Consider the following 19,483-nt stretch of genomic DNA (forward strand, 5'->3'; position numbering starts at 1 on the left):
TTTTCTCTTATCTTAAAAAGTGTTTAAATCGATCCACTTCATCGTCATGACCAATGACAATTAATATATCTCCTGCTTGAATATTCTCCGTAGCTCGAGGGGATACGATAACTTCTTTGCCTCGTTTAATTGCTACAATATTCAATCCAAACTTCGCACGAATATCTAATTCAATTAAAGAGTGCCCATCAATTTTTTTATTCGCAATAATCTCTACAATACTATGCTCATCTGAAAGCTCAAGGTAGTCTAGCACATTGCTTGATGCAATATTATTAGCAATCCTTTTCCCCATATCACGTTCTGGATGCACAATATGATCTGCACCTATTTTACTTAACACTTTTTCATGATAATCATTTTGAGCTTTTACAGTAATATTTTTTACACCCAACTCTTTCAAAATCAAAGTCGTTAAAATACTTGAATTTAAATTATCTCCAATAGCAACGACTACGTGATCAAAATTTCGAATACCAAGGCTTTTTAATACCATCTCATCTGTTGAATCTGCAATTACAGCATGCGAAGCTATATTTGCAAATTCATTAATTTTATCCTCATCTGAATCGATTGCCATTACTTCCATTCCTAATTGAGCTAGTTCTCGGCAAATACTTCCACCAAAGCGACCAAGTCCAATGACAGCAAATTCTTTTTCTTTCTCACCCACGGGAATTCCTCCAATAACTTCAAGTACTATTTATTTTCAGTGTAACACACTTTATATGCGTCACAAAAACTGTAATTAGCTCTTATTTTTGTTTTTGTATATAAAAATATTGTTGCAAGTAAAAAGCGATACCAACAAGTAGCATAGCAAATACAAATATATTTCCAAAAGAACTAAATGTTTCAAAAACGAATAATAATGTTTCTTGACCAAAAAAGGCAAATAGAAGCTGTGTGAATGCAAATAACAACGCCCATATGTAATGATGTTGATGGAATAAATAATGCGTTGCACCTAAAAAAGCAATAAACGAAAAGATAAAGATCCACCAATTTTCTAAAAATAGTTGCCAATTAGAAAATTGATATCCATTTACTAATATCGCAATAAGCGCGATAACTACCATCGTCGGCATACTCCAAAATAATGCCCGTCCTCTAAAGAAACGAGTGCCTTTAACATCTCCTTTTTCATGTGCAATATATGTTAGTACTACTGTGCTTATATACAAAACAGAAAGAATTGTTAAAACGATAATAAGCCAAAAATGTAATTGATAATATTCATGCTCTATATTTGTCACGATTGCAGCTAACATGCACGGAATTAACATTCCCGTCCAACCATCTACTTTTCTTTCATTCCAAAAGACCGTATTACCAATCCTTATTCCTAACAACATAAAAATAATGATACCCAATACAAATAACGTAGTTTTATTCCCTACTAAACTCGTTGAAAAAGCAATTAATCCAATAAATAAAAAGAGCACAAACCCATTCATAATTTCTAGTACAGGTGATAAATATCTCTTCACCCATTTGTATGTTTCGTCATATTCATTATTATCTACTAGACGATAGGCATAAAAACTTATCCCAAAATAAACCGCCGCAATAATAACGTACGCATATAAGACGAAACATAAAATCGCACTGCTAATTTGCACGTAATTCCCCACCCTTTTTTCTATGTTTCACATTGATTTTACACACTTTTCATACTAAAAGTAAACATATATAAGTTAGTCAAATAATTAATAATGAGCAGTGGCTAACCCCCCTGCTCATTATTAAAACAGTACAATTAACTTTAATTCTTCCATTTGTATGTCAATGTCTAAAATCAATCTATACGAGCGTTACTTACACCTCAGAACAAAAAGTTTTTTGGAACCTTCAAGAAAGTGGAAGTTTTATTTTCTATTCCCTTTCCACTTTACATATTGGCTTAAAAATGTAATTGCCTTTTCAATCACTTCTTCGTCTGGTTTTAATTTTGCATGATGTAAACCATATTCTGAATTTACTCCAAGCCAAAACATAAATCCAGGGATTTCTCGAAGCATATAACCAAAATCTTCACCCGTCATTGCCTCAGTACATGTAATAACATTCATATCAGTTTGTTTATGTACAAATTCCATAAACTCTCTCGTTAACTCTTCATGGTTATATACTTGATGATACATTGCTCCGTAATCTATAATCGCCTCACACTGGAAAGAAGCTTCGATACCTGCAACAATTGACTCAATTCTGCTTTTCACACGCTTCATTGATTCCACTGATAATGTTCGAATCGTTCCTTCTAAACGAGATTTTTCTGCAATAATATTTTGAACCGTACCACCAGTAATTTTCCCGATTGTAATTACTGCACTATCAAGAGGATTTACATTGCGACTAATAACGGATTGAAGCTGTGTAACAAGATGACTCGCTGCAACAATCATGTCATTTGCAGTATGTGGATAGGCAGCATGGCCACCTTTCCCTTTTAAATCAATATATAATTCTGAAGTATTGGCAAATAACAGTCCTTCTTTCGTTGCAATTGTCCCCACAGCGTATTCTGGTGCAATATGAAGACCAAGAATTATATTTGGTTTCCATTCTTTTAACTCTTCACTTTCTAACATAGGAAGAGCACCGCCTGGTCCTTCTTCTGCTGGCTGGAATAGAAATACAAGGTCATCATCTATTCTTTCGCTCACAGCTTTCGTTAGAAGGCCTAAACCGATTGTTGTATGTACATCATGGCCACATGCATGCATCATTCCTTCATGAATAGAAGCAAACTCGTATCCAGTTTCCTCTGTAATTGGTAAACCGTCTATATCTGCACGATAACCTATTATTTTTTCGGGATTTTTTCCATTTACTTTAACGATTACACCCGTTTTCCATGTCTTCACTTCCACAAATTCATGAGAAAGTGTTCCTATATAATCTAAAATATACTGTTGTGTTTTCCATTCCTTAAATCCGATTTCTGGAATTCTATGTAGATCTCTACGAATTTGGACAAATTTGCTTACTGTCATTTTTGCACCTCTATCTATAAAAAGCGTAAGAGCCCATTTACGCTCTTACGCTTTTTTTACTTTTTATTTCTCTGGGTTTAATTGACGAAGCTCTTGTTTAATTTCTGTTTTTGCTTTTGTCTTCTCATCAATTTCTTTAATTACACGTGCTGGAGTACCTGCAACAACTGTGTATGGAGGCACATCTTCTGTTACAACAGCTCCCGCTGCTACAACTGCACCTTTACCTACTGTAACACCCTCTAAAACAACTACATTTGCACCGATTACTACATCATCTTCAACGATAACTGGTTTTGCAGAAGGTGGCTCAATAACACCTGCAAGTACAGCACCTGCACCTACGTGACAGTTTTTACCGACTGTTGCACGTCCACCAAGTACTGCGTTCATGTCGATCATAGAACCTTCACCAATTACAGCACCAATGTTAATTGTTGCATTCATCATAATTACAGCGTTGTCACCAATTTCAACATGGTCACGAATAATAGCACCTGGCTCGATGCGAGCTTTAATACCTTTTAAATCAAGCATTGGGATTGCAGAATTACGACGATCGTTTTCTACAACGTAGTCAACGATGTGCTTATTATTCTCATCAAGAATTGTCTTAATTTCAGACCATTCTCCGAATAATACACCTGATTTTTTATTCACAAATGCTTGTACTGTTTCAGGGAATGTTACTTCTTTTAAATCCCCTTTTATGTATACCTTTACAGGAGTTTTCTTTTCACTTTTTTGAATAAACGAAATAATTTCGTTAGCGTCCATCATTTTCATTCTTGTTGCCTCCTAAATCCATTTATAATGTTACTCTACCAAACGAAAGAGCGAGTAGCAAGATAATAATCTTATTTTCCCCTTTGAATTTCTTCTATAATTTCTAAAAATGCTTGTACTTGCTTCAACTGCCTTGCCGAGTCACTTGTTAACAACCATGTTTCTCTCGTCAGTTGAACAGGTGTTTTATACATATTTTCCTGTACTTCCTTTAAAACAGTAGAAGGTAAAAGGGCATAACCTATACCATTTAAAACAAGTTGTTTACATGTTTCAATTTGGTCAACTACAATCGTTCGCTTAGGCGGATTAGAAAATAAACCATACCACCAATTTTGTATTTGTCCATAATAAGTCGAGTCACTTTTAAATTGAATGAACGGCCTATTTGTTTCTTTTAACATCGAAATATCTTTTATTTCTTTATCAACTAAATACAGTTCATCTTCAAATAATTGTTGCTTCTGACCTTTATATTCTTGTGTTCCCCTCAGTATAGCAACATGCACGTCTCCTTCATAAAACTGCTTTTGCACTTCACTACTCCATCCAGTAAACAGCGATATCTTTACAGAAGGATATTTATGCACAAACTTTTTCAAAACAGGAGGGAGCCAATATTGACCAATAACTGATGCAACAGCTATTTTTAACGTTCCATGAGTTTCCGTTCTGAAAACAGCCAGCTCACTTTTTATATCTTCTTCCCTTTGCAACATTTCTTTGGCATAATTTGCAACTTTTTCCCCTTCAGGTGTAATTGTCAATCCTTTTTGTGAGCGAATAAAAAACTTCATTCCCCATTGTTTCTCCATAGATTGTAATCGTTGACTCAGCGCAGGTTGGGAAACAAATAAACGTTCCGCCGCTTTTCTCATATTTGATTCCTGAGCTAACACAACCATCATTTGAAAATCATCAATTTGCAACTTTCTCCCTCTTTCCTTAGCTTCCATACACCTTATTTCAATAAGCTTTTCATCCTTAATTTACCCGAATGCTTTCATTCAGAAAATACAATTGTCCAGCACAAACTTTCCTTATGTTTTATGTCTTTTTAAATATAATACATACACAAGTGATATGCACGAAAAAAAGTGACTTCTTCGTTTCTATGAAGTCACTTTTTTCACTTTATCGATTATGTTGCCTTACTTTCTTATTCAACAATTTTAAAATAGCCCGACGTGTTAAAATCCCCTCAAAATAGCCTTCTTCATTAACAGCGCAAATAAAAGGATGATCAATTGTCATTTCTAAAGCTTTTGCAAATGAATCGTCTAATTTAAGAACAGGTATATCTTCTTTCATCACCTGCTCTACTTTCATATCATCGAGCCTTTCAAACTCAATACGTTCTAATCCTAACATACCATCTAATATCATGGCAGTACTAATCAAACCATGTAGTTTATACATTGGATCTAAGACAGGTATCGCTGAATATCCAGATTTTACAAGAACGAGTAAAGCATGTTCTAAACTATTTCCAATTTGGACATGAGCTACTTTTTCCGATGAAATCATTAAATCCTTCACAAGAATTTGTTGAAATTCGTCTTTCGGAATACTAATCATATTACATCCCCCATTTTCCCTTTTTCCTGCTTATGTTCACAACTCTATTCACATTTTATGACAGCGTTTTCATATTATTATTTTGTCCTAAATTTATTTCAATAAAAATACAATCACACAGCTATTTTAGCATACCGCACAAAAAAAAGACTACCATTCCGGTAGCGCTTAATACCCTTTATTTTTTAATCTGTAAAATAACCTTGTGATTTTTTTATATTGCATCACATCTGTCTGTTTCAAACCATTCTCAATATCTGTAAGTTCCACAGCTAAAATTTCACTTGCGTAATTTTGCTGAAATAAAATATCTAGTAGTAAACTTTCTTCTTCCTTCGTTAAAACAACTTCCCTTTGCATATACCCCTCTCCTTACACTCGCATCGTTACTCTTATTATATAAAAAATTCAACCTATTTAATAGATGTAATATTCAGTTTTCATTTAAAGATATGTAACAATCGTACACATACAAAAAAATCATTTCGTATATCGATTTGCATAGCTAAACGCCGCATAAGCATCCGGCTTAATTTTTGCAGTTAATCCCATCGCTCGAATTTTTTCTGTCATATCTAAAATAAATTCTTTTGTTAAGCCATCATTCCCAATGTCTAAATGAATTTCCATTATGAATCCAGCCCCATCTTGAGCATAAGGATGCAATAACTCCCATATTGTTTGTATATGAGTAGGCGTAAATAGACATGCGATTTCTTGACTAAACTGCGTTTCTAAATATATTTTCTCACGTAAGGTCGCTGGCTTATCTTTTACTGATTTATGGTGTAAACAACCCCAGGCACCTTTTCCAACACGATGAATATGGATTGCTGTAATAAACCTCGTATCCTTTTGATGCGCTTGCGAGTCTGTCCCAATGGATAATCGATACAAATTTCGCGGATCCTTTTCAATGAAACTACAAATACGGTTAAAGACCATATCAAAATTTAAATGTCTCTCTGAAACATTGTAAAATTTATGTGCACCGTCCACAGAGTCACGTCCTTTCAATTAGACAGACTTTTCGTATTCTCATTGTATGGGACAAAAACTAAAATTATAACTTCCTATCCTTTATTCGTTTCAATATTTCGAATTACAAAGTGACAAACTTGGCACGTATAAATTACATTTTGATTAGATTGAGCCGTTAATACATGAATAATCTCAGCAGAACTTTGACAATTAGGACAAATCACAACTGGTAAACGTTCCATACGATAACCTCCTAGTTATATTTCTCCCGCTATTTGCAAAACCCAGCGATAGTGAGAAGTTTAGCTTCACATATTCACCCGGTTGACGGGACTAATTATCCACATGGATAAGCAAACTTGCACGGATTAAATTTTCATTTTAATACCATTGTAGGAAAAATAAAAAACTTCTATACATTACGCTGGAAAGTAATAGAACTAAAAAAGGTACTGCCATGTGGCAGTACCTTTTTTATATGTATCAAGAAATGATATCGTAAATCTCAATTGCAACCATGTCGATATTATCGAATTGATATACTTGAGGTTTTTCACCTTGTTGATACACTTCTAACTCATACATTTCACTTTTATCGAAAAATTTCACGCTACATTTGCGCTCACCGTTCACTTCAAAATAGCGTTGTGCTACTTCACCGCTTTCAGCTTGTTCTTGTAGACTAACAAGTCGAGTTAAAATTCCTTGGAGTAGAGACATGAAATCTCTCCTTTCTCTGATCTTCCTACCAATAGGTTTTACAGCTATACTCATTCTATCCGTCATAACAGAAAAAATGTTCCACACTCTAGGATAAAGGTTATTGGCCAGAAACTCAACTAAAAATTTGTCGAAATGCGAAGGAAAAAACAGAAAGAACATATTTCTCCTTCATTATTGCGGTTTTTATACTGGAAGAATATAATAAAAAACAGAAAAAAGGAGGAATTACAATGAAAAAAATTGAGGTTTATACACAACCCGATTGTCCGCCATGTGTTATTGTAAAAGAATTTTTGAAGCATAATAACGTTGCATATGAAGAATTTGACGTAAAAAAAGACGCTGCTGCTCGCAATCGTCTTTTATACGACTATGATTCTTATTCAACTCCAACAGTCGTAATTGATGGCGAAGTAGTTGCAGGTTTTCAAATTGAAAAGTTACAACAACTACTCAATATAGAATAGGAATAGGTAAATACCTATTCCTATTCTTATCCCGCTATTTGTAGGTAGTAAAACTCCCACCCACTGATTAAAAGTTTCACTTTATAATTGTTGCAACCTTTTTATTTCAGTTAAAAGTTCCTGACTTTCATGATATCCTGCTAACTTCCATTTATCTTGATCCCTTTTCAATGTTACAATTTGATATTGTCCACTTTTTGTCCGCTCATATACATATAAATTTTTATGTTCTTCATCATACGACATTTTCGTTTCTGAATTAAAAGAAAACGGTGCTTCTTTTGCCGGAAGTAAATATTCACCACTTTGTTTATCACTTCTGCTATTTTCATCTGTAAATACTTGAAGGAAATTATCTGTAAAATACGGTGATAACGTCTCTATCATCTTATTCATCGGCAAATGCTTCCCACGAATTGAAAACTGGGTTTCATAGCCTTTTTGTATCGTTGTAAATACTTCTTTCCGATCGACTTCCACTTCCTCTTTTCCTAAAACAGTCGTAACACTATAACCAACTAGAAAGGCAACACATACAAATAGAACAAGCCATATTCCATATTTCCTCATTTTTTCACCTTCCTTTTAAAAGAACTTGTCTTTGTAGTATTCATTGTAACAATGATTATGCAAAGAAAGGACAGATTTCGTTCGTAAAATCTTTACAACGATAGACAGCATTTTCATCACCATTTTCACTATTACCAATTTATGATAAAAACAAACAAAAAATGCACGAATCTCTTCGTGCATTAAAATAAAACATCTTCTTCATATAAATATTCATAAGATAAATCTATAAATAAAAAGTTGTCATCATCAATCGGGAAAGAAAATGTTCGTACCATTTCTCCCGTTTCAATATCTGCATATAAATCTGAAAGCCTCGCCTTATTCTCAAAACGCATTTTCATTATATTCTCGAGAAAATACGGGCGCCAGCTCCAGTTCTTCATATAATAATCCGGCATCACAATCCATTCTCCATCTTTTTTCATAACATTTCCTGATTGTTGGAAACCATCTTCATTACAAATAAATATACGAAAACTACACTGTGATACACTTTGACTAAATTGTAATAACCAATCATTTATATCTTCATTCTTTTTTTGTTTTGATAAAACATCGCCAATGCGATCGCGTAACATCTCTGTTAAATTATAAATTTTTTGTAACTTCTTCTTTTCATGCTGAATAAACTGATGACATTCATTACCTAGTCGCTCTTTCAAAACATTCGTTTCAATAAAATCAGGTAAACATTCTTTTAAATAATTACCTTGATAATATCTTCCGCCGTTCTTCCAAGCATATTGCAGTTGATAAAAAGCATCTATTTCTTCATATAATAAAGTTGCACCAATTCTTCTAGCAAGTAATGATAAAGAATATAAAATATCTTGATAAGATTGTAAAAGTGCTGTTTGCCTTAAGTTCGTTAAATCTACTTTTAAAATATCAGGTGCTAACACGCTAATACGCTCTAAATTACTTGTACCCGTTCCGACTTTATTAATCGAAATTTGAATACCATATGTACGATAATACATAAGCAAATGATTAAATTGCTCTATATCTTCTTTACATTCATGCTCTGTAATCTCTAAAACAATTTGTTTTAAATTTAAACCTTGTTCTTCGTACCTCAATAAAAGTTGAAGCAAGCTTTCATCATCATCATTCATTAATACATTAGCATTCCGATGTATAAATAATAATAATTTTTGATCGCTTTCTAAATAACGATTTAAAGCTTTTTCTACTATAATATTATCCGCTTCCAGTTGAAATTCACTTGGAATCGAATCATCGTGAAAGAAAGAAGCTAAACTTTGTATGCCCTCTTCTGTTTGAATACGTCCTACTACTTCATATCCAATTACAGTATGCTCATCAGCACTAAAAATAGCTTGATAATAAGGAAGGACTTTATCCAAGTTACTCATTACATCTAATGCATCTATCAACGTGCTTCCCTCCCTTTACTTTTCAAAAATTATAACATGATATTTACGGAAAAATAATAAAAAATCCCTTCAGTTTTCCTGAAGGGATTAGAGGGGTAAAATGCTAAGGGGAATTAGCAATTCTACTATGAAGAAAAAAGAGGTCTTAAATATAACGTATATATGACCTCTTGTAAACACTTTTCTTTCATATGTCACAATTCCGTCACATTTAACCGTAAAAAAATGAATCAAACATTCATTTTTTTATCCCTTTTAAAATGGATATTGATGTAAATGTTGTCCTCCATCCATTGTCATGCAAGTTCCATTTATGTACGCAGCTTCATCTGAGCATAAATAATAAGCTAGACCAGCGATTTCTTCTGGCGTACCCAGCCTTCCAAGCGGAACACTTTGTATCGTACGCTTAGCCATTTCTTCTGAAATCCATAATTTATCAGCACCGCCCGTACGTTCAATTGGTCCTGGAGCGATAGCGTTAACTCGTATTCCATATTTACGTCCCCACTCAACAGCGAGCGTCTTCGTCATCGCTAATACTCCTGCCTTTGCTGCAGCCGAATGAATAACTCCTGGACCTGCATCCCATGCATATGTTGCTACCATGTTAATGATATTCCCTTTTATACCTTTTTCAATCCAATATTTTCCGACAGCATGGCTACAGTAAAATGTACCGTTTAATACAATATTAATGACCGAATTCCAGCCATTCACGGATAAATCTTCTGCTGGACAAATAAAGTTTCCAGCTGCATTATTTATTAAAACATCAATTCGACCAAACTTCTCATCAATCTGTTCAATCATTTTCTGAATGTCATCCGTATTTCTTACATCCATTTGTACAGGTAATACTTGCCCTGGAAATTGTTCAATTTCCAACTTTGTTTCCTCTAGTTTTTCTTTTGTACGTCCTGTAATAACAACTCGTGCCCCTTCTTTTGCAAAGCGAGTCGCCATTCCTTTTCCCATTCCACTCGATCCACCTGTTATAATAACTACCTTTTCTTTCACATACATCCCCTCCAAAAAAATGAATACACATTCATTTTATCACTTTATTTAATAGAAATCTTTATATTTTTAAACTTTTCTGATATTTTAATGTAAAGAACTTTCTTTTTATTCATTTTTTTCGTAATCTATACTAATTTTTTATTATGTAAAGTATATTTTTAAATAAACTGAAAGGAGATTTGAGTAGCCTGTAAATGGAATAAAAACATTGAGGTATACTCATATTTTTATGACGCACATTACAAGAAGAAATTTTTTAAAAATTGGTATGCGTACTTGTCTCTATTCATTTATAACCAGTGGCATCGGATACTACTATGCTAAATATATAGAACCCCATTTCATTTCTTTTACACAGCACACATTAAAATCACAACTCATCCCAAAAAGTTTTCATGGTATGAAAATTCTTCAATTCAGCGATTTACATCTCGGATACTATTTCTCGCTTCAACATTTATCTCAAGTTGTTTCTAAAATTAATGCTGTAAATCCAGATATTGTCCTTTTTACCGGAGATCTCATTGATAATTATCAAACGTATACTGACACTCCTTTTGTCGCATCCATTTTAAAAAATATACAAGCCCCCTTCGGTAAATTCGCTATTTATGGTAACCATGATCACGGTGGATATGGAACTGAATACTATGAGCACATCATGCGTGAATCAGGATTTGAACTATTGCTAAATAGTAAAAAAAGAATTCGTCTAATGGATAATAGTGAAATTTCTATTTTCGGTCTCGATGATATACTACTAGGCAAACCAAAAATAGAGAAAACATTACAACATGCACGGCAAAATACTTATAACATCGTTCTTGTTCACGAGCCAGATATCGCGCCGCAAATTTCAAAATATCCAATCAACTTGCAACTTTCTGGTCATAGCCATGGCGGACAAGTACAAATTCCTTTTTTAGGGGCTATTATTACGCCATCACTCGCCAAAGACTATATTGAAGGCTTCTATACGATGCAGGATTTAACTCTCTATGTCAATCGAGGCCTCGGAAGAACACGTGTCCCATTTCGTTTCATGTCAAAACCTGAAATCACAATTTTCACACTCCAACATTCGTAATAATTCGCCTATTTTCTTACATATCCTTTCTTGTACGCGCTCATCCATGTTTCGTTTACCATATGATAAAAGTGAGTCCAATAAAGGAGGTATGTTCATGTATCCATATTATCAACCAATTCCAGTCCGTTCAGCACCTATTGGTCCAGTAGGCGACTCACGCTTCTTCCCGTTTTTTGGCGTTCCCTTTCTAGCTGGAATTGCTGGTGGATTGCTCGGCGGAGCATTAGCTTTCGGCCCTCGACCATTTTATCCACCTTATCCACCACCTTTCCCGCCGCCAGCACCTTATCCTTGTTACGGTGGACCATGTCAGCAACCCTACTATTACTAGGTTAAAGTAACGATTCTTTCAAATATTATTCTCTCAACGAGCCATCTCATTACACGCTTATAATAAAACTATTGTTTCTACTCATCCTTCTATTTTTGGAGCATATGAGTAGAAAAAAGTAAAAATCTCTTATGGACATAAGAGGTTTTTACTTTTTTTCATTATTCAGCGTCTGTATTTTGATACGCCATCTTAAACAACTTCACTTGGCTATCAATTTCTTCTGTACTACCATTAATAACATAATAGTAATCACCATCTTTATTTTGTTCACGTGTTTTCACATTATCAGCTAATGTAAGCTGTAAAATCGCCTTAATTCGTGCCTTCATTTCAATATCTAATATCGGGAAAGATATTTCCACTCGCTTCTCCATATTTCGCGTCATCAAATCAGCTGAAGATAAATATATTTTCTCCTCCCCATTATGATGGAAATAATAAATACGGCTATGTTCTAAATATCTTCCAACAACACTAACTACACGAATATTTTCACTTACATTTGGAATACCAGGTCGTAGGCAACATGTTCCTCGAACAATGAGCTCTACCTTTACTCCAGCTTGTGATGCTTCGTACATTTTTTTTATTAACGGTTTATCTGTTAATGAATTCATCTTAGCGATAATATATCCATTTCCATATTGCCTATGATAACGGATTTCTTCATCTATTAAATCCATAAATTGCTCTCTTATATCAAATGGAGCAACCGATAAATGATGAAAATGTGGCTTTGTTGTATAACCACTTAAATAATTAAAGAAATTGGTTGCATCGACCCCAAAATCTTTTCTTGATGTAATATATCCAAAATCAGTATATAACTTCGCTGTTGCATCATTATAGTTCCCAGTTCCGAGATGTACGAACCTTTCGATTTTTCCGTTTTTTCTCCTTACAACTAGCGTAATTTTACTATGTGTTTTCAAGTGACTGACACCGTAAATAACATGACAGCCTGCCTGTTCCAATTCTTTAGCCCAGTGAACATTGTTTTCTTCATCAAACCTTGCCTTTAATTCAACTAATACCGTCACTTGTTTTCCCTTTTCAGCCGCTATCTTTAACGCCTGAATAATCGGTGAATCACCACTTACACGATATAACGTTTGTTTAATCGCAAGTACATTCGGATCGTCTGCCGCATCACGGACAAAATCAACTACCGGCTGAAATGATTCAAAAGGATGATGTAATAAAATATCATGCTCAATTGCTTTTTCAAATACATCTTCTTCATCACCTAAATCTTGAGGCGGTTGCGGAATAAGAGCTGGATATACAAGATGTTCATATAAAGGAGCTAGTTTTTTATATAAAGAAAACAAACATGTTAAATCTAATGGGCCATCCATTATATATACATCTTCATCTTTTACTTCCAGAACCTCATATAATAACGCTAATACTCTTTCATCAATGTGTTCTTTCCCAACTTCTAAACGTACAGCAGCCCCCCACTTACGCTTTTTTAATTCTTTTTCAATTACCTTTAATAAATCTCTCGCACCTTCTTCATGAATCGTTAAATCTGCATTGCGTGTAATACGGAAACGAGTAACAGATGATACTGTATATCCCGTAAATAATTTATGAGTAAAGCTACTAATTACGTCTTCTAATAAAATAAATTTATGCTTTTGCCCTTCACTCGGTAAAATTATGAAGCGCTCAAGTAATGAAGGAACTTGTACAATCCCTAACTTCGTCCTGTTTTCTTCTTCCGCTTGCTTCTCATCATATAAAAGAGTAGCCAAATTCAAACTTTTGTTTAATAACATTGGAAATGGGCGATATGCATCAATAGCTACAGGAGTTAACACCGGAAAAATTTGCTCGTCAAAATACTCTTCTATAAATTCTCGCTGCTCTTTCGTCAAATCATTGAATGTTAAACGTTCAATTCCCTCTAACTCAAGCGCTGGTAATACATAATTTTTAAATGTATCATATTGTACTGTCATTAGTGCATGGGCTTTTATCGCAATTTTATTTAATTGCTTTTTCGGTGTTAAGCCAGCTTTATTTTCTGGTTGATTAAATCCAGCACTCACTTGATCCTTTAATCCCGCTACACGTACCATAAAAAATTCATCTAAATTCGAACTAAAAATACTAATAAATTTCAATCTTTCCAAAAGTGGATTATTTGCATCTTGCGCTTCTTGTAAGACACGTTCATTAAATGCTAACCAACTTAACTCTCGATTATTGTAATAAGCTGTATCATTTAAATTTACTGCATTCCCCTTCAATAATTCCATTATCTTCACACTTCCCCTTGAAACTTTTTTACTATAATTTAGTTAATTTCATTTTATCAAATTACAATATTACAAAGTGTAAATTTTTCGTAAAGACATCCGTACAATCCTAATGTTTTAGTTCAAATAATAAATTAATATTCGTTTTTAATACTCTTTCTAACTGTTTTTTTTGTTTTTCAGCTTGTACTTTTTCTGCTAATGCCGATTGTTCACATAAAACTTTAAACGTTAATCCCTCTTCGCTTTCTGTTATAGATATGGTATCAATAAGCGATCGTTGCCTTACATTTAAAGTAGCTGAAAATTGTAAAACAGCTCCTAACAGGCGGATTTTTTTTTGTTCGCTTTTATCAAACCAACCTTCAAATGGAGATAAATGTTGTTTAAATAACATTTTTGATTTATACGATGCAATAAGCGCTAGCCTTACTCGATCTTTATGCATCATGCCATCAATTGTCTTATTCGCTAATAAATAAAACGTATGTAAACGGCTCGCTTCTTCGTCTATATATTTGCCTATATTAAATACTTTCGCAGCTTGATGGAACACTTCCCAGTCTTTTACTGACATAGAAATAAGCCCTATTTCCTCAAGTTGTTTGCAAATTAGTCTTCCATGTTTAATAAGTTGAATAACAAATTCCATGTCCATTTCGTATTCATGTGATAGTAAATGCAAACTTTCTTCAACTACGTTCGGATAATATGAAATCCCCAAATCTTTTGTCAACTCTTCATAGAAAACACCTTCTCTTAACCCTTTTCTACTTAATACAAATGCCGGTGCCTCTATAACATTAACAAGTGTATGAAATACTTCAACCGCTGGAATAATCGTATCTGCTCGATCTTTTGCTAATCCTTCCAATTTCTGAAGTTCTATGAACGACAATTTTTCCAATTCCTCTTTTACACTTTCAATATCTTCTTCTTTCATCTTGTATAAATGTAATCCTGCTATAGGATAACATATTAAATTTTGATGGATTTTTACTAAGTTCCTAGCACTACCACCAATTGCAATAAGAGGCAATTTCTTATTGATTAACCATGGTAACGTTCGAAATTGAAACTCTAAATACTGTTGCATTCCCTCTAACTCATCTTTAGTAGGAATATCACCTTTAATAAATTGTTGCTTTAAAGAAAGTGCCCCAAAAGGAAAACTATGGTACTCTAAAATCTCTCTATTTCTAAAGTATGTAACTTCCGTACTTCCCCCACCAATATCTACCGTTATTCCTTCTGAAAACGATGTAGAATTCATAACCGCCAAGTATCCGTAACGCGCTTCCTCATACTCTGATAATACTCTAAGAGTAAAGTCCGTTTGTCCTTCAACAAGCTTTTTAATTTCCTCTTGATTCTCCGACTGTCTAATTGTTGCTGTTGCAACACAAAGTACATGATGCAACTGATGGAATCTTGTACTTTCTTGAAATTGAAATAATGTCTGTAATAATACTTCTATTCCCTCTTCATTCAATACACCATCAATTAAGTAATTCCTTAACCTAGCAACAACTTTCGTATTTTCAATCTCTTTATAAAAACCTCCATTTTGCTTTTCATAAATAACTAAACGCATTGTATTAGATCCAATATCTATAATGGCATACTGTTGTTTTAATATTTCTTTCAAACTTCTCACTCTTTCATTATCAAATTTCAAAAACATATTCTATTACTATTATACAAAATAGTTGTTTTTTGTAACAATATTGCTTTAATATTGAAAATATATACAATCACTTTTTGCGTATAATAAATACCTATTTTATTTATGGTATAATAATGAAAAATTGAAAGGAGATTCAATATGAAACCTTCACAACCACAATCTCAATTACAAAACCAACATTCTATTAATCGACTAGCTCAATCTATTTTCGTTGTGAATCGTCATGCTAAAGCAGCTACTAATCCTAAATATTTATACTGGTTAAAAAAGACAGCTTTAGAACGTTTGATTGCTGAAAAAAAAGCAATTAAAGAAGGATTGCATTTTTCTAGAAACCCACGTTTTAGCCAACAACAATCTGATGTCCTTATACGTTTAGGCGATTATTTTTTCCACATCCCTCCTACGAAAGAAGATTTTCGAATTCTACCGCATCTTGGTCATCTTGAATCCTCCTATCGAAATCCGAAAACAACCTTATCTTTAACAGTAGCAAAAAAAACACTTCAAGATTATATTGGTCCTGAAGCATTAAAACAAGAAAAAAAATTAAGTGAGCCTGTTCCATGGTATAGTCGTACTTATACAAAAAAATAAAACAGTTTGGCCAATTGTAGGCCAAACTGTTTTATTTTTTCTCTTCTTTAATTTTAATATTTGCTTGTTTATAAAAAGCTACTTTTTCTGTATTATAAGACTTTGTAAATTCATTAAATTTATCTTTTTCTGACTCAATATCCTTATAAGATTGATTTACTACTTTTACTTTTTCACTAATATCTTTTAATTTAGTACCTTTATCTTGTAACATTGTATATAACTCTTTTTCTTGTTTTAAAGATTTGTTATAGCTGTCATACATTTTATTAAACGAATCGTGGCGTTTCTCATACATGCTTTTCACTTTATCAGCTTGATCTTTCAATTTCTTATCTTCAATTTTCTTCACATACTTATCAGCTGACTTCACTTCTTCTTGCGCTTTATTTAAAACTTCTTTTTCTTTTGTAAGCACTTTTTCTCGTTCAGTTGTATTTTTCACTGCTTGATTCAGTTTTTCTTTAACAGTTTGATTATTATCTTTTCCTTCTTGAACAATCTGGTTATATAATTCTTGTCCTTCTTTCTCTAAAGTCTCAAGTTTTTTTGCATCTTCAAACATTGTTTTTTCTTGTTTAGCAGCGTTTTCAAACGCTACATATAATTCTTCTTCTGGTTTCGGGCCGAAACAACCGGCTAATAAAATCATTGATAATGTAGTTACAATTGCTAATTTACTATATTTCAACATCTCTTCCTCCTACTTATAAACGACCATCGTGTAATATAAAAAAGTTATAAAATATGTAATTGTTCTATACACTCGCATCTTTTTTACGAAGATCATTAATATTGTTTGTACAAATTATTACTTGATATTACATTATTCTTTTTGAATTATTTAGCAATTCCATATCCATCTTTAAGTATACTACTTCGTGTTTTTTAAGGCCTGTTCACACTATGTATTACTTTAATATCCACGGAATTTCACCTCAGTCTTAATAAGACTATAATAGTTCACCTGATAAAAGGTGATCGCTCCGCTCTCACGTCTATCATTCCCTTTCCAGCTTTCTATCAATTAATCTCTTTGTTCATTTTACACAGTACAATCGATATCTCGCAACAACTTACAAATATTCTTTTCATTTCCTAAAAAGGAAAAGTGTAGAGCTTGCTTTCCTCTACACTTTTAAAATAAAACACACTGTGCAAATTGCATTGGCACTACCATCATAATTATATGCTTATTTCATATATTTTTAAAGACTTTTATTACAAACGTGGCGTTTTTTTGTAATAAAAGTCAAAAAAATGTTACAAATAAAACATCTTCCTATCATATATCTTCAAATCAAAGCTTCACTCCTTTTCTTGCAAATTTCTATACTGGTACAATTGATTTTGCGACTTTCTCAACAGTTCTTCAAACGTTTTTCCTTCTACTGGATAGCTAGCTGCTCCAAATAAAAGAGTGACACTGAGTAAATCACCTTCTATTTCACTTTCAATATTTTTCATTAATCGTTTTGTTATTGTTGATGTTTCATGACCATTATCAATTGCTACAATAACGTACTTATTTTCATCCCACTTTGTAACAACATCGCCCTTCCGAATTGTCTTTACAATGGTACTCTCTAATTTTTGTACTAACACTCCCAACTTTTTTTCTTGCAACGTGTCTTTTAATCCTTCCCATTCTTTTACAGAAAGAATGTACACTGTAATATTACGAGAATCTCTTTCAGATAAAGCAGCTACTTTCCCAAAAAAATCAACAACAAAATCATTGCTTGCCATTCCTCCTACTTCCATACCCATACGCTCGTTCGCTCTTTTATCGTACCAATGTCCAAAATAATAACTTAGTATCATTTGCAATATATAAATAATAAAGACGGTATAAAATGATCGTGAATCCAGTTTTGCAATTACATCCTGAAGTGCAATCCATTCTGTAACTGCCACAGTATTGCCAAGCAATAATCCACTAATTTTCCCTTTATGTTTCATACTTTTCCCCCTTTTATACCAATATATGTTTCTATATCAATAATGTTTTTCTACAAAATAAAAAATGTACATATGCAATGTACATTTCTGCTTAAGCTTGTATACCTTTTCTACTCTATTTCATATATATAATATATAACTTTTATAGAAAGGAGTAATCTATATGCTACAAAAAGAGAATCTATCAGATGCTATGCGTTTACTAGCTGGTTTTCTATTATCATTAAAATTATTATTTACCTCTTTCGGGATACACTTTATTACAAACGATCAAATCGACGCTATTGTTAATGTTGTTTCATTTTTATTTATTCTATACTTTGGCTACAAAAATAACTATGTAGGAAAAAAAGGAATGGAGCAAAAGAAAATACTCAAAAAACACAACCTTCACTAAAAAAGGAACCTTTTGTACAGGTTCCTTTTTATCATTGACGCACAACAACTTCATTTGTTTGCAGTGGGCCATATGATATCTCTTTATCTTGAAATGTATATGTAGCCTGAAAGAATGTTTGTTTAAGAGCTTTATCTTTATTAGCTTTTATTTTACAACGTAGTTCCACCTTCTCATTCGGTAACAAATCATCAATTCGCCATCTAACAAGCTGGAATAAAAACTCACTTATCCCCTTATCAACTTTTAAAGAATTAGGAATATAAGCAAAGTAATCTCGAATCATATGACTTACAACAACTCTCGAAATCATTTCTACCCCTTTATTTTCCACTTCAATTCGCATAATAAGTATGTCGTTTACATCGTAGGTCAATTCATACGAAAACTGTTCTGTATACATACTACCAATTTGTAATGTAACGGCTACTTGAGGAAATTCGTTTTCCTTTTTCGATCCGTCAATCCACAATACTGGTTGTAGCGGTATTGAATACTTTCCTGTATCCGAAATTCGTCCCCATATTTTCATAATATATATTCACCTCATTTCAGATGTAACATACACACAATGAATTCCCCAAATTACTAAAGCTTGCTACAAGCAATGTTTAATATTTCT

The 19,483-nt window shown here is 33.2% G+C and carries 23 protein-coding genes; 5 read left to right on the forward strand and 18 right to left on the reverse strand.

Annotation, left to right across the window (positions count from 1 at the left end):
* Positions 1 to 7: 7 nt before the first annotated feature.
* From ACTFR3_RS10970 to ACTFR3_RS11015, 10 genes are all read right to left on the reverse strand, one after another.
* The gene (locus tag ACTFR3_RS10970; protein ID WP_000504032.1) at positions 8 to 673 is read right to left on the reverse strand and encodes a potassium channel family protein; all 666 of its coding nucleotides are present in this window, start codon (positions 671 to 673) and stop codon (positions 8 to 10) included.
* An 82-nt stretch (positions 674 to 755) separates the two neighbouring features.
* Positions 756 to 1,622, reverse strand: coding sequence for a cytochrome C oxidase assembly protein (locus ACTFR3_RS10975; protein WP_227899630.1), 867 nt, complete (start codon positions 1,620 to 1,622; stop codon positions 756 to 758).
* 246 nt (positions 1,623 to 1,868) lie between these two features.
* Positions 1,869 to 2,999 (reverse strand): N-acetyldiaminopimelate deacetylase, encoded by a 1,131-nt coding sequence (locus tag ACTFR3_RS10980; RefSeq protein WP_000218672.1) that lies wholly within the window; start codon positions 2,997 to 2,999, stop codon positions 1,869 to 1,871.
* 63 nt (positions 3,000 to 3,062) lie between these two features.
* Positions 3,063 to 3,785 carry a 2,3,4,5-tetrahydropyridine-2,6-dicarboxylate N-acetyltransferase gene (gene dapD, locus ACTFR3_RS10985; protein ID WP_000783241.1) on the reverse strand — a complete coding sequence of 241 codons (723 nt, stop codon included), beginning with the start codon at positions 3,783 to 3,785 and terminating at the stop codon, positions 3,063 to 3,065.
* A gap of 71 nt (positions 3,786 to 3,856) precedes the next feature.
* The gene (locus tag ACTFR3_RS10990) at positions 3,857 to 4,741 is read right to left on the reverse strand and encodes a LysR family transcriptional regulator (protein WP_002026259.1); all 885 of its coding nucleotides are present in this window, start codon (positions 4,739 to 4,741) and stop codon (positions 3,857 to 3,859) included.
* Between the two features lie 178 nt (positions 4,742 to 4,919).
* Positions 4,920 to 5,363, reverse strand: a complete 444-nt coding sequence (gene cbpB, locus ACTFR3_RS10995; protein ID WP_000623579.1) for a cyclic-di-AMP-binding protein CbpB — start codon at positions 5,361 to 5,363, stop codon at positions 4,920 to 4,922.
* Between the two features lie 168 nt (positions 5,364 to 5,531).
* A complete protein-coding gene (abbA, locus tag ACTFR3_RS11000; RefSeq protein ID WP_001188692.1) occupies positions 5,532 to 5,723 on the reverse strand; it encodes an antirepressor AbbA in 192 nt (63 codons plus the stop codon).
* 120 nt (positions 5,724 to 5,843) lie between these two features.
* Entirely contained in the window at positions 5,844 to 6,362 is a 519-nt protein-coding gene (locus ACTFR3_RS11005; protein WP_000348488.1) for a ribonuclease H-like YkuK family protein, read from the reverse strand.
* A gap of 74 nt (positions 6,363 to 6,436) precedes the next feature.
* Entirely contained in the window at positions 6,437 to 6,586 is a 150-nt protein-coding gene (locus ACTFR3_RS11010) for a hypothetical protein (RefSeq protein WP_000440540.1), read from the reverse strand.
* Positions 6,587 to 6,827: 241 nt separating this feature from the next.
* Positions 6,828 to 7,064, reverse strand: a complete 237-nt coding sequence (locus ACTFR3_RS11015) for a YkuJ family protein (protein WP_000055151.1) — start codon at positions 7,062 to 7,064, stop codon at positions 6,828 to 6,830.
* Positions 7,065 to 7,297: 233 nt separating this feature from the next.
* Between ACTFR3_RS11015 and ACTFR3_RS11020 the strand changes: the two genes are divergently transcribed.
* On the forward strand, positions 7,298 to 7,534 hold the full coding sequence (locus ACTFR3_RS11020) for a glutaredoxin family protein (protein WP_000717875.1): 237 nt from the start codon (positions 7,298 to 7,300) through the stop codon (positions 7,532 to 7,534).
* Positions 7,535 to 7,615: 81 nt separating this feature from the next.
* Here ACTFR3_RS11020 and ACTFR3_RS11025 read toward each other — a convergent pair whose 3' ends face one another.
* The 3 genes from ACTFR3_RS11025 to fadH all read right to left on the reverse strand — a co-directional run bounded on the left by ACTFR3_RS11025 (position 7,616) and on the right by fadH (position 10,524).
* Positions 7,616 to 8,104: a DUF3993 domain-containing protein gene (locus tag ACTFR3_RS11025; RefSeq protein WP_001233804.1), complete on the reverse strand. Its 489-nt coding sequence runs from the start codon at positions 8,102 to 8,104 to the stop codon at positions 7,616 to 7,618.
* Positions 8,105 to 8,286: 182 nt separating this feature from the next.
* Positions 8,287 to 9,504, reverse strand: coding sequence for an EAL domain-containing protein (locus ACTFR3_RS11030; RefSeq protein WP_000564306.1), 1,218 nt, complete (start codon positions 9,502 to 9,504; stop codon positions 8,287 to 8,289).
* A 255-nt stretch (positions 9,505 to 9,759) separates the two neighbouring features.
* Positions 9,760 to 10,524, reverse strand: coding sequence for a 2,4-dienoyl-CoA reductase (fadH, locus tag ACTFR3_RS11035; protein ID WP_000660913.1), 765 nt, complete (start codon positions 10,522 to 10,524; stop codon positions 9,760 to 9,762).
* Between the two features lie 232 nt (positions 10,525 to 10,756).
* Between fadH and ACTFR3_RS11040 the strand changes: the two genes are divergently transcribed.
* Both ACTFR3_RS11040 and ACTFR3_RS11045 read left to right on the forward strand, forming a co-directional pair.
* Positions 10,757 to 11,614, forward strand: coding sequence for a metallophosphoesterase (locus tag ACTFR3_RS11040; protein ID WP_002026257.1), 858 nt, complete (start codon positions 10,757 to 10,759; stop codon positions 11,612 to 11,614).
* 97 nt (positions 11,615 to 11,711) lie between these two features.
* Positions 11,712 to 11,948 carry a hypothetical protein gene (locus tag ACTFR3_RS11045; RefSeq protein WP_000283738.1) on the forward strand — a complete coding sequence of 79 codons (237 nt, stop codon included), beginning with the start codon at positions 11,712 to 11,714 and terminating at the stop codon, positions 11,946 to 11,948.
* Between the two features lie 161 nt (positions 11,949 to 12,109).
* Here the strand turns inward: ACTFR3_RS11045 and ACTFR3_RS11050 are convergent, their stop codons facing one another.
* Positions 12,110 to 14,218, reverse strand: coding sequence for a polyphosphate kinase (locus ACTFR3_RS11050; RefSeq protein WP_000421680.1), 2,109 nt, complete (start codon positions 14,216 to 14,218; stop codon positions 12,110 to 12,112).
* Between the two features lie 109 nt (positions 14,219 to 14,327).
* Positions 14,328 to 15,902, reverse strand: a complete 1,575-nt coding sequence (ppx, locus tag ACTFR3_RS11055; protein ID WP_053083189.1) for an exopolyphosphatase — start codon at positions 15,900 to 15,902, stop codon at positions 14,328 to 14,330.
* Between the two features lie 141 nt (positions 15,903 to 16,043).
* Here ppx and ACTFR3_RS11060 point away from each other — a divergent pair, with 141 nt between their 5' ends.
* A complete protein-coding gene (locus ACTFR3_RS11060) occupies positions 16,044 to 16,502 on the forward strand; it encodes a YkyB family protein (RefSeq protein ID WP_000804864.1) in 459 nt (152 codons plus the stop codon).
* 31 nt (positions 16,503 to 16,533) lie between these two features.
* Here the strand turns inward: ACTFR3_RS11060 and ACTFR3_RS11065 are convergent, their stop codons facing one another.
* Positions 16,534 to 17,196 (reverse strand): YkyA family protein, encoded by a 663-nt coding sequence (locus ACTFR3_RS11065; RefSeq protein WP_071740158.1) that lies wholly within the window; start codon positions 17,194 to 17,196, stop codon positions 16,534 to 16,536.
* Positions 17,197 to 17,810: 614 nt separating this feature from the next.
* A complete protein-coding gene (locus tag ACTFR3_RS11070) occupies positions 17,811 to 18,464 on the reverse strand; it encodes a diguanylate cyclase domain-containing protein (RefSeq protein ID WP_440044418.1) in 654 nt (217 codons plus the stop codon).
* Between the two features lie 163 nt (positions 18,465 to 18,627).
* Between ACTFR3_RS11070 and ACTFR3_RS11075 the strand changes: the two genes are divergently transcribed.
* Positions 18,628 to 18,861, forward strand: coding sequence for an SPP1 phage holin family protein (locus ACTFR3_RS11075; RefSeq protein ID WP_000939448.1), 234 nt, complete (start codon positions 18,628 to 18,630; stop codon positions 18,859 to 18,861).
* 31 nt (positions 18,862 to 18,892) lie between these two features.
* Here ACTFR3_RS11075 and ACTFR3_RS11080 read toward each other — a convergent pair whose 3' ends face one another.
* Positions 18,893 to 19,393, reverse strand: coding sequence for a hypothetical protein (locus ACTFR3_RS11080; RefSeq protein WP_000708120.1), 501 nt, complete (start codon positions 19,391 to 19,393; stop codon positions 18,893 to 18,895).
* Positions 19,394 to 19,483: the final 90 nt, after the last annotated feature.

Origin of the sequence: Bacillus cereus group sp. MYBK14-1 (assembly GCF_051916885.1) — a bacterium.
Lineage (GTDB): Bacteria > Bacillota > Bacilli > Bacillales > Bacillaceae_G > Bacillus_A > Bacillus_A cereus.

Coding starts and splice junctions, on each gene's coding strand:
- ACTFR3_RS10980 (WP_000218672.1), bottom strand. CDS start 2,999: ATGACAGTAAGCAAATTTGTCCAAATTCGTAGAGATCTACATAGAATT.
- dapD (WP_000783241.1), bottom strand. CDS start 3,785: ATGAAAATGATGGACGCTAACGAAATTATTTCGTTTATTCAAAAAAGT.
- ACTFR3_RS10990 (WP_002026259.1), bottom strand. CDS start 4,741: ATGGAAGCTAAGGAAAGAGGGAGAAAGTTGCAAATTGATGATTTTCAA.
- cbpB (WP_000623579.1), bottom strand. CDS start 5,363: ATGATTAGTATTCCGAAAGACGAATTTCAACAAATTCTTGTGAAGGAT.
- abbA (WP_001188692.1), bottom strand. CDS start 5,723: ATGCAAAGGGAAGTTGTTTTAACGAAGGAAGAAGAAAGTTTACTACTA.
- ACTFR3_RS11010 (WP_000440540.1), bottom strand. CDS start 6,586: ATGGAACGTTTACCAGTTGTGATTTGTCCTAATTGTCAAAGTTCTGCT.
- ACTFR3_RS11015 (WP_000055151.1), bottom strand. CDS start 7,064: ATGTCTCTACTCCAAGGAATTTTAACTCGACTTGTTAGTCTACAAGAA.
- ACTFR3_RS11020 (WP_000717875.1), top strand. CDS start 7,298: ATGAAAAAAATTGAGGTTTATACACAACCCGATTGTCCGCCATGTGTT.
- ACTFR3_RS11025 (WP_001233804.1), bottom strand. CDS start 8,104: ATGAGGAAATATGGAATATGGCTTGTTCTATTTGTATGTGTTGCCTTT.
- ACTFR3_RS11040 (WP_002026257.1), top strand. CDS start 10,757: ATGACGCACATTACAAGAAGAAATTTTTTAAAAATTGGTATGCGTACT.
- ACTFR3_RS11045 (WP_000283738.1), top strand. CDS start 11,712: ATGTATCCATATTATCAACCAATTCCAGTCCGTTCAGCACCTATTGGT.
- ACTFR3_RS11050 (WP_000421680.1), bottom strand. CDS start 14,218: ATGGAATTATTGAAGGGGAATGCAGTAAATTTAAATGATACAGCTTAT.
- ppx (WP_053083189.1), bottom strand. CDS start 15,902: ATGTTTTTGAAATTTGATAATGAAAGAGTGAGAAGTTTGAAAGAAATA.
- ACTFR3_RS11060 (WP_000804864.1), top strand. CDS start 16,044: ATGAAACCTTCACAACCACAATCTCAATTACAAAACCAACATTCTATT.
- ACTFR3_RS11065 (WP_071740158.1), bottom strand. CDS start 17,196: ATGTTGAAATATAGTAAATTAGCAATTGTAACTACATTATCAATGATT.
- ACTFR3_RS11070 (WP_440044418.1), bottom strand. CDS start 18,464: ATGAAACATAAAGGGAAAATTAGTGGATTATTGCTTGGCAATACTGTG.
- ACTFR3_RS11075 (WP_000939448.1), top strand. CDS start 18,628: ATGCTACAAAAAGAGAATCTATCAGATGCTATGCGTTTACTAGCTGGT.
- ACTFR3_RS11080 (WP_000708120.1), bottom strand. CDS start 19,393: ATGAAAATATGGGGACGAATTTCGGATACAGGAAAGTATTCAATACCG.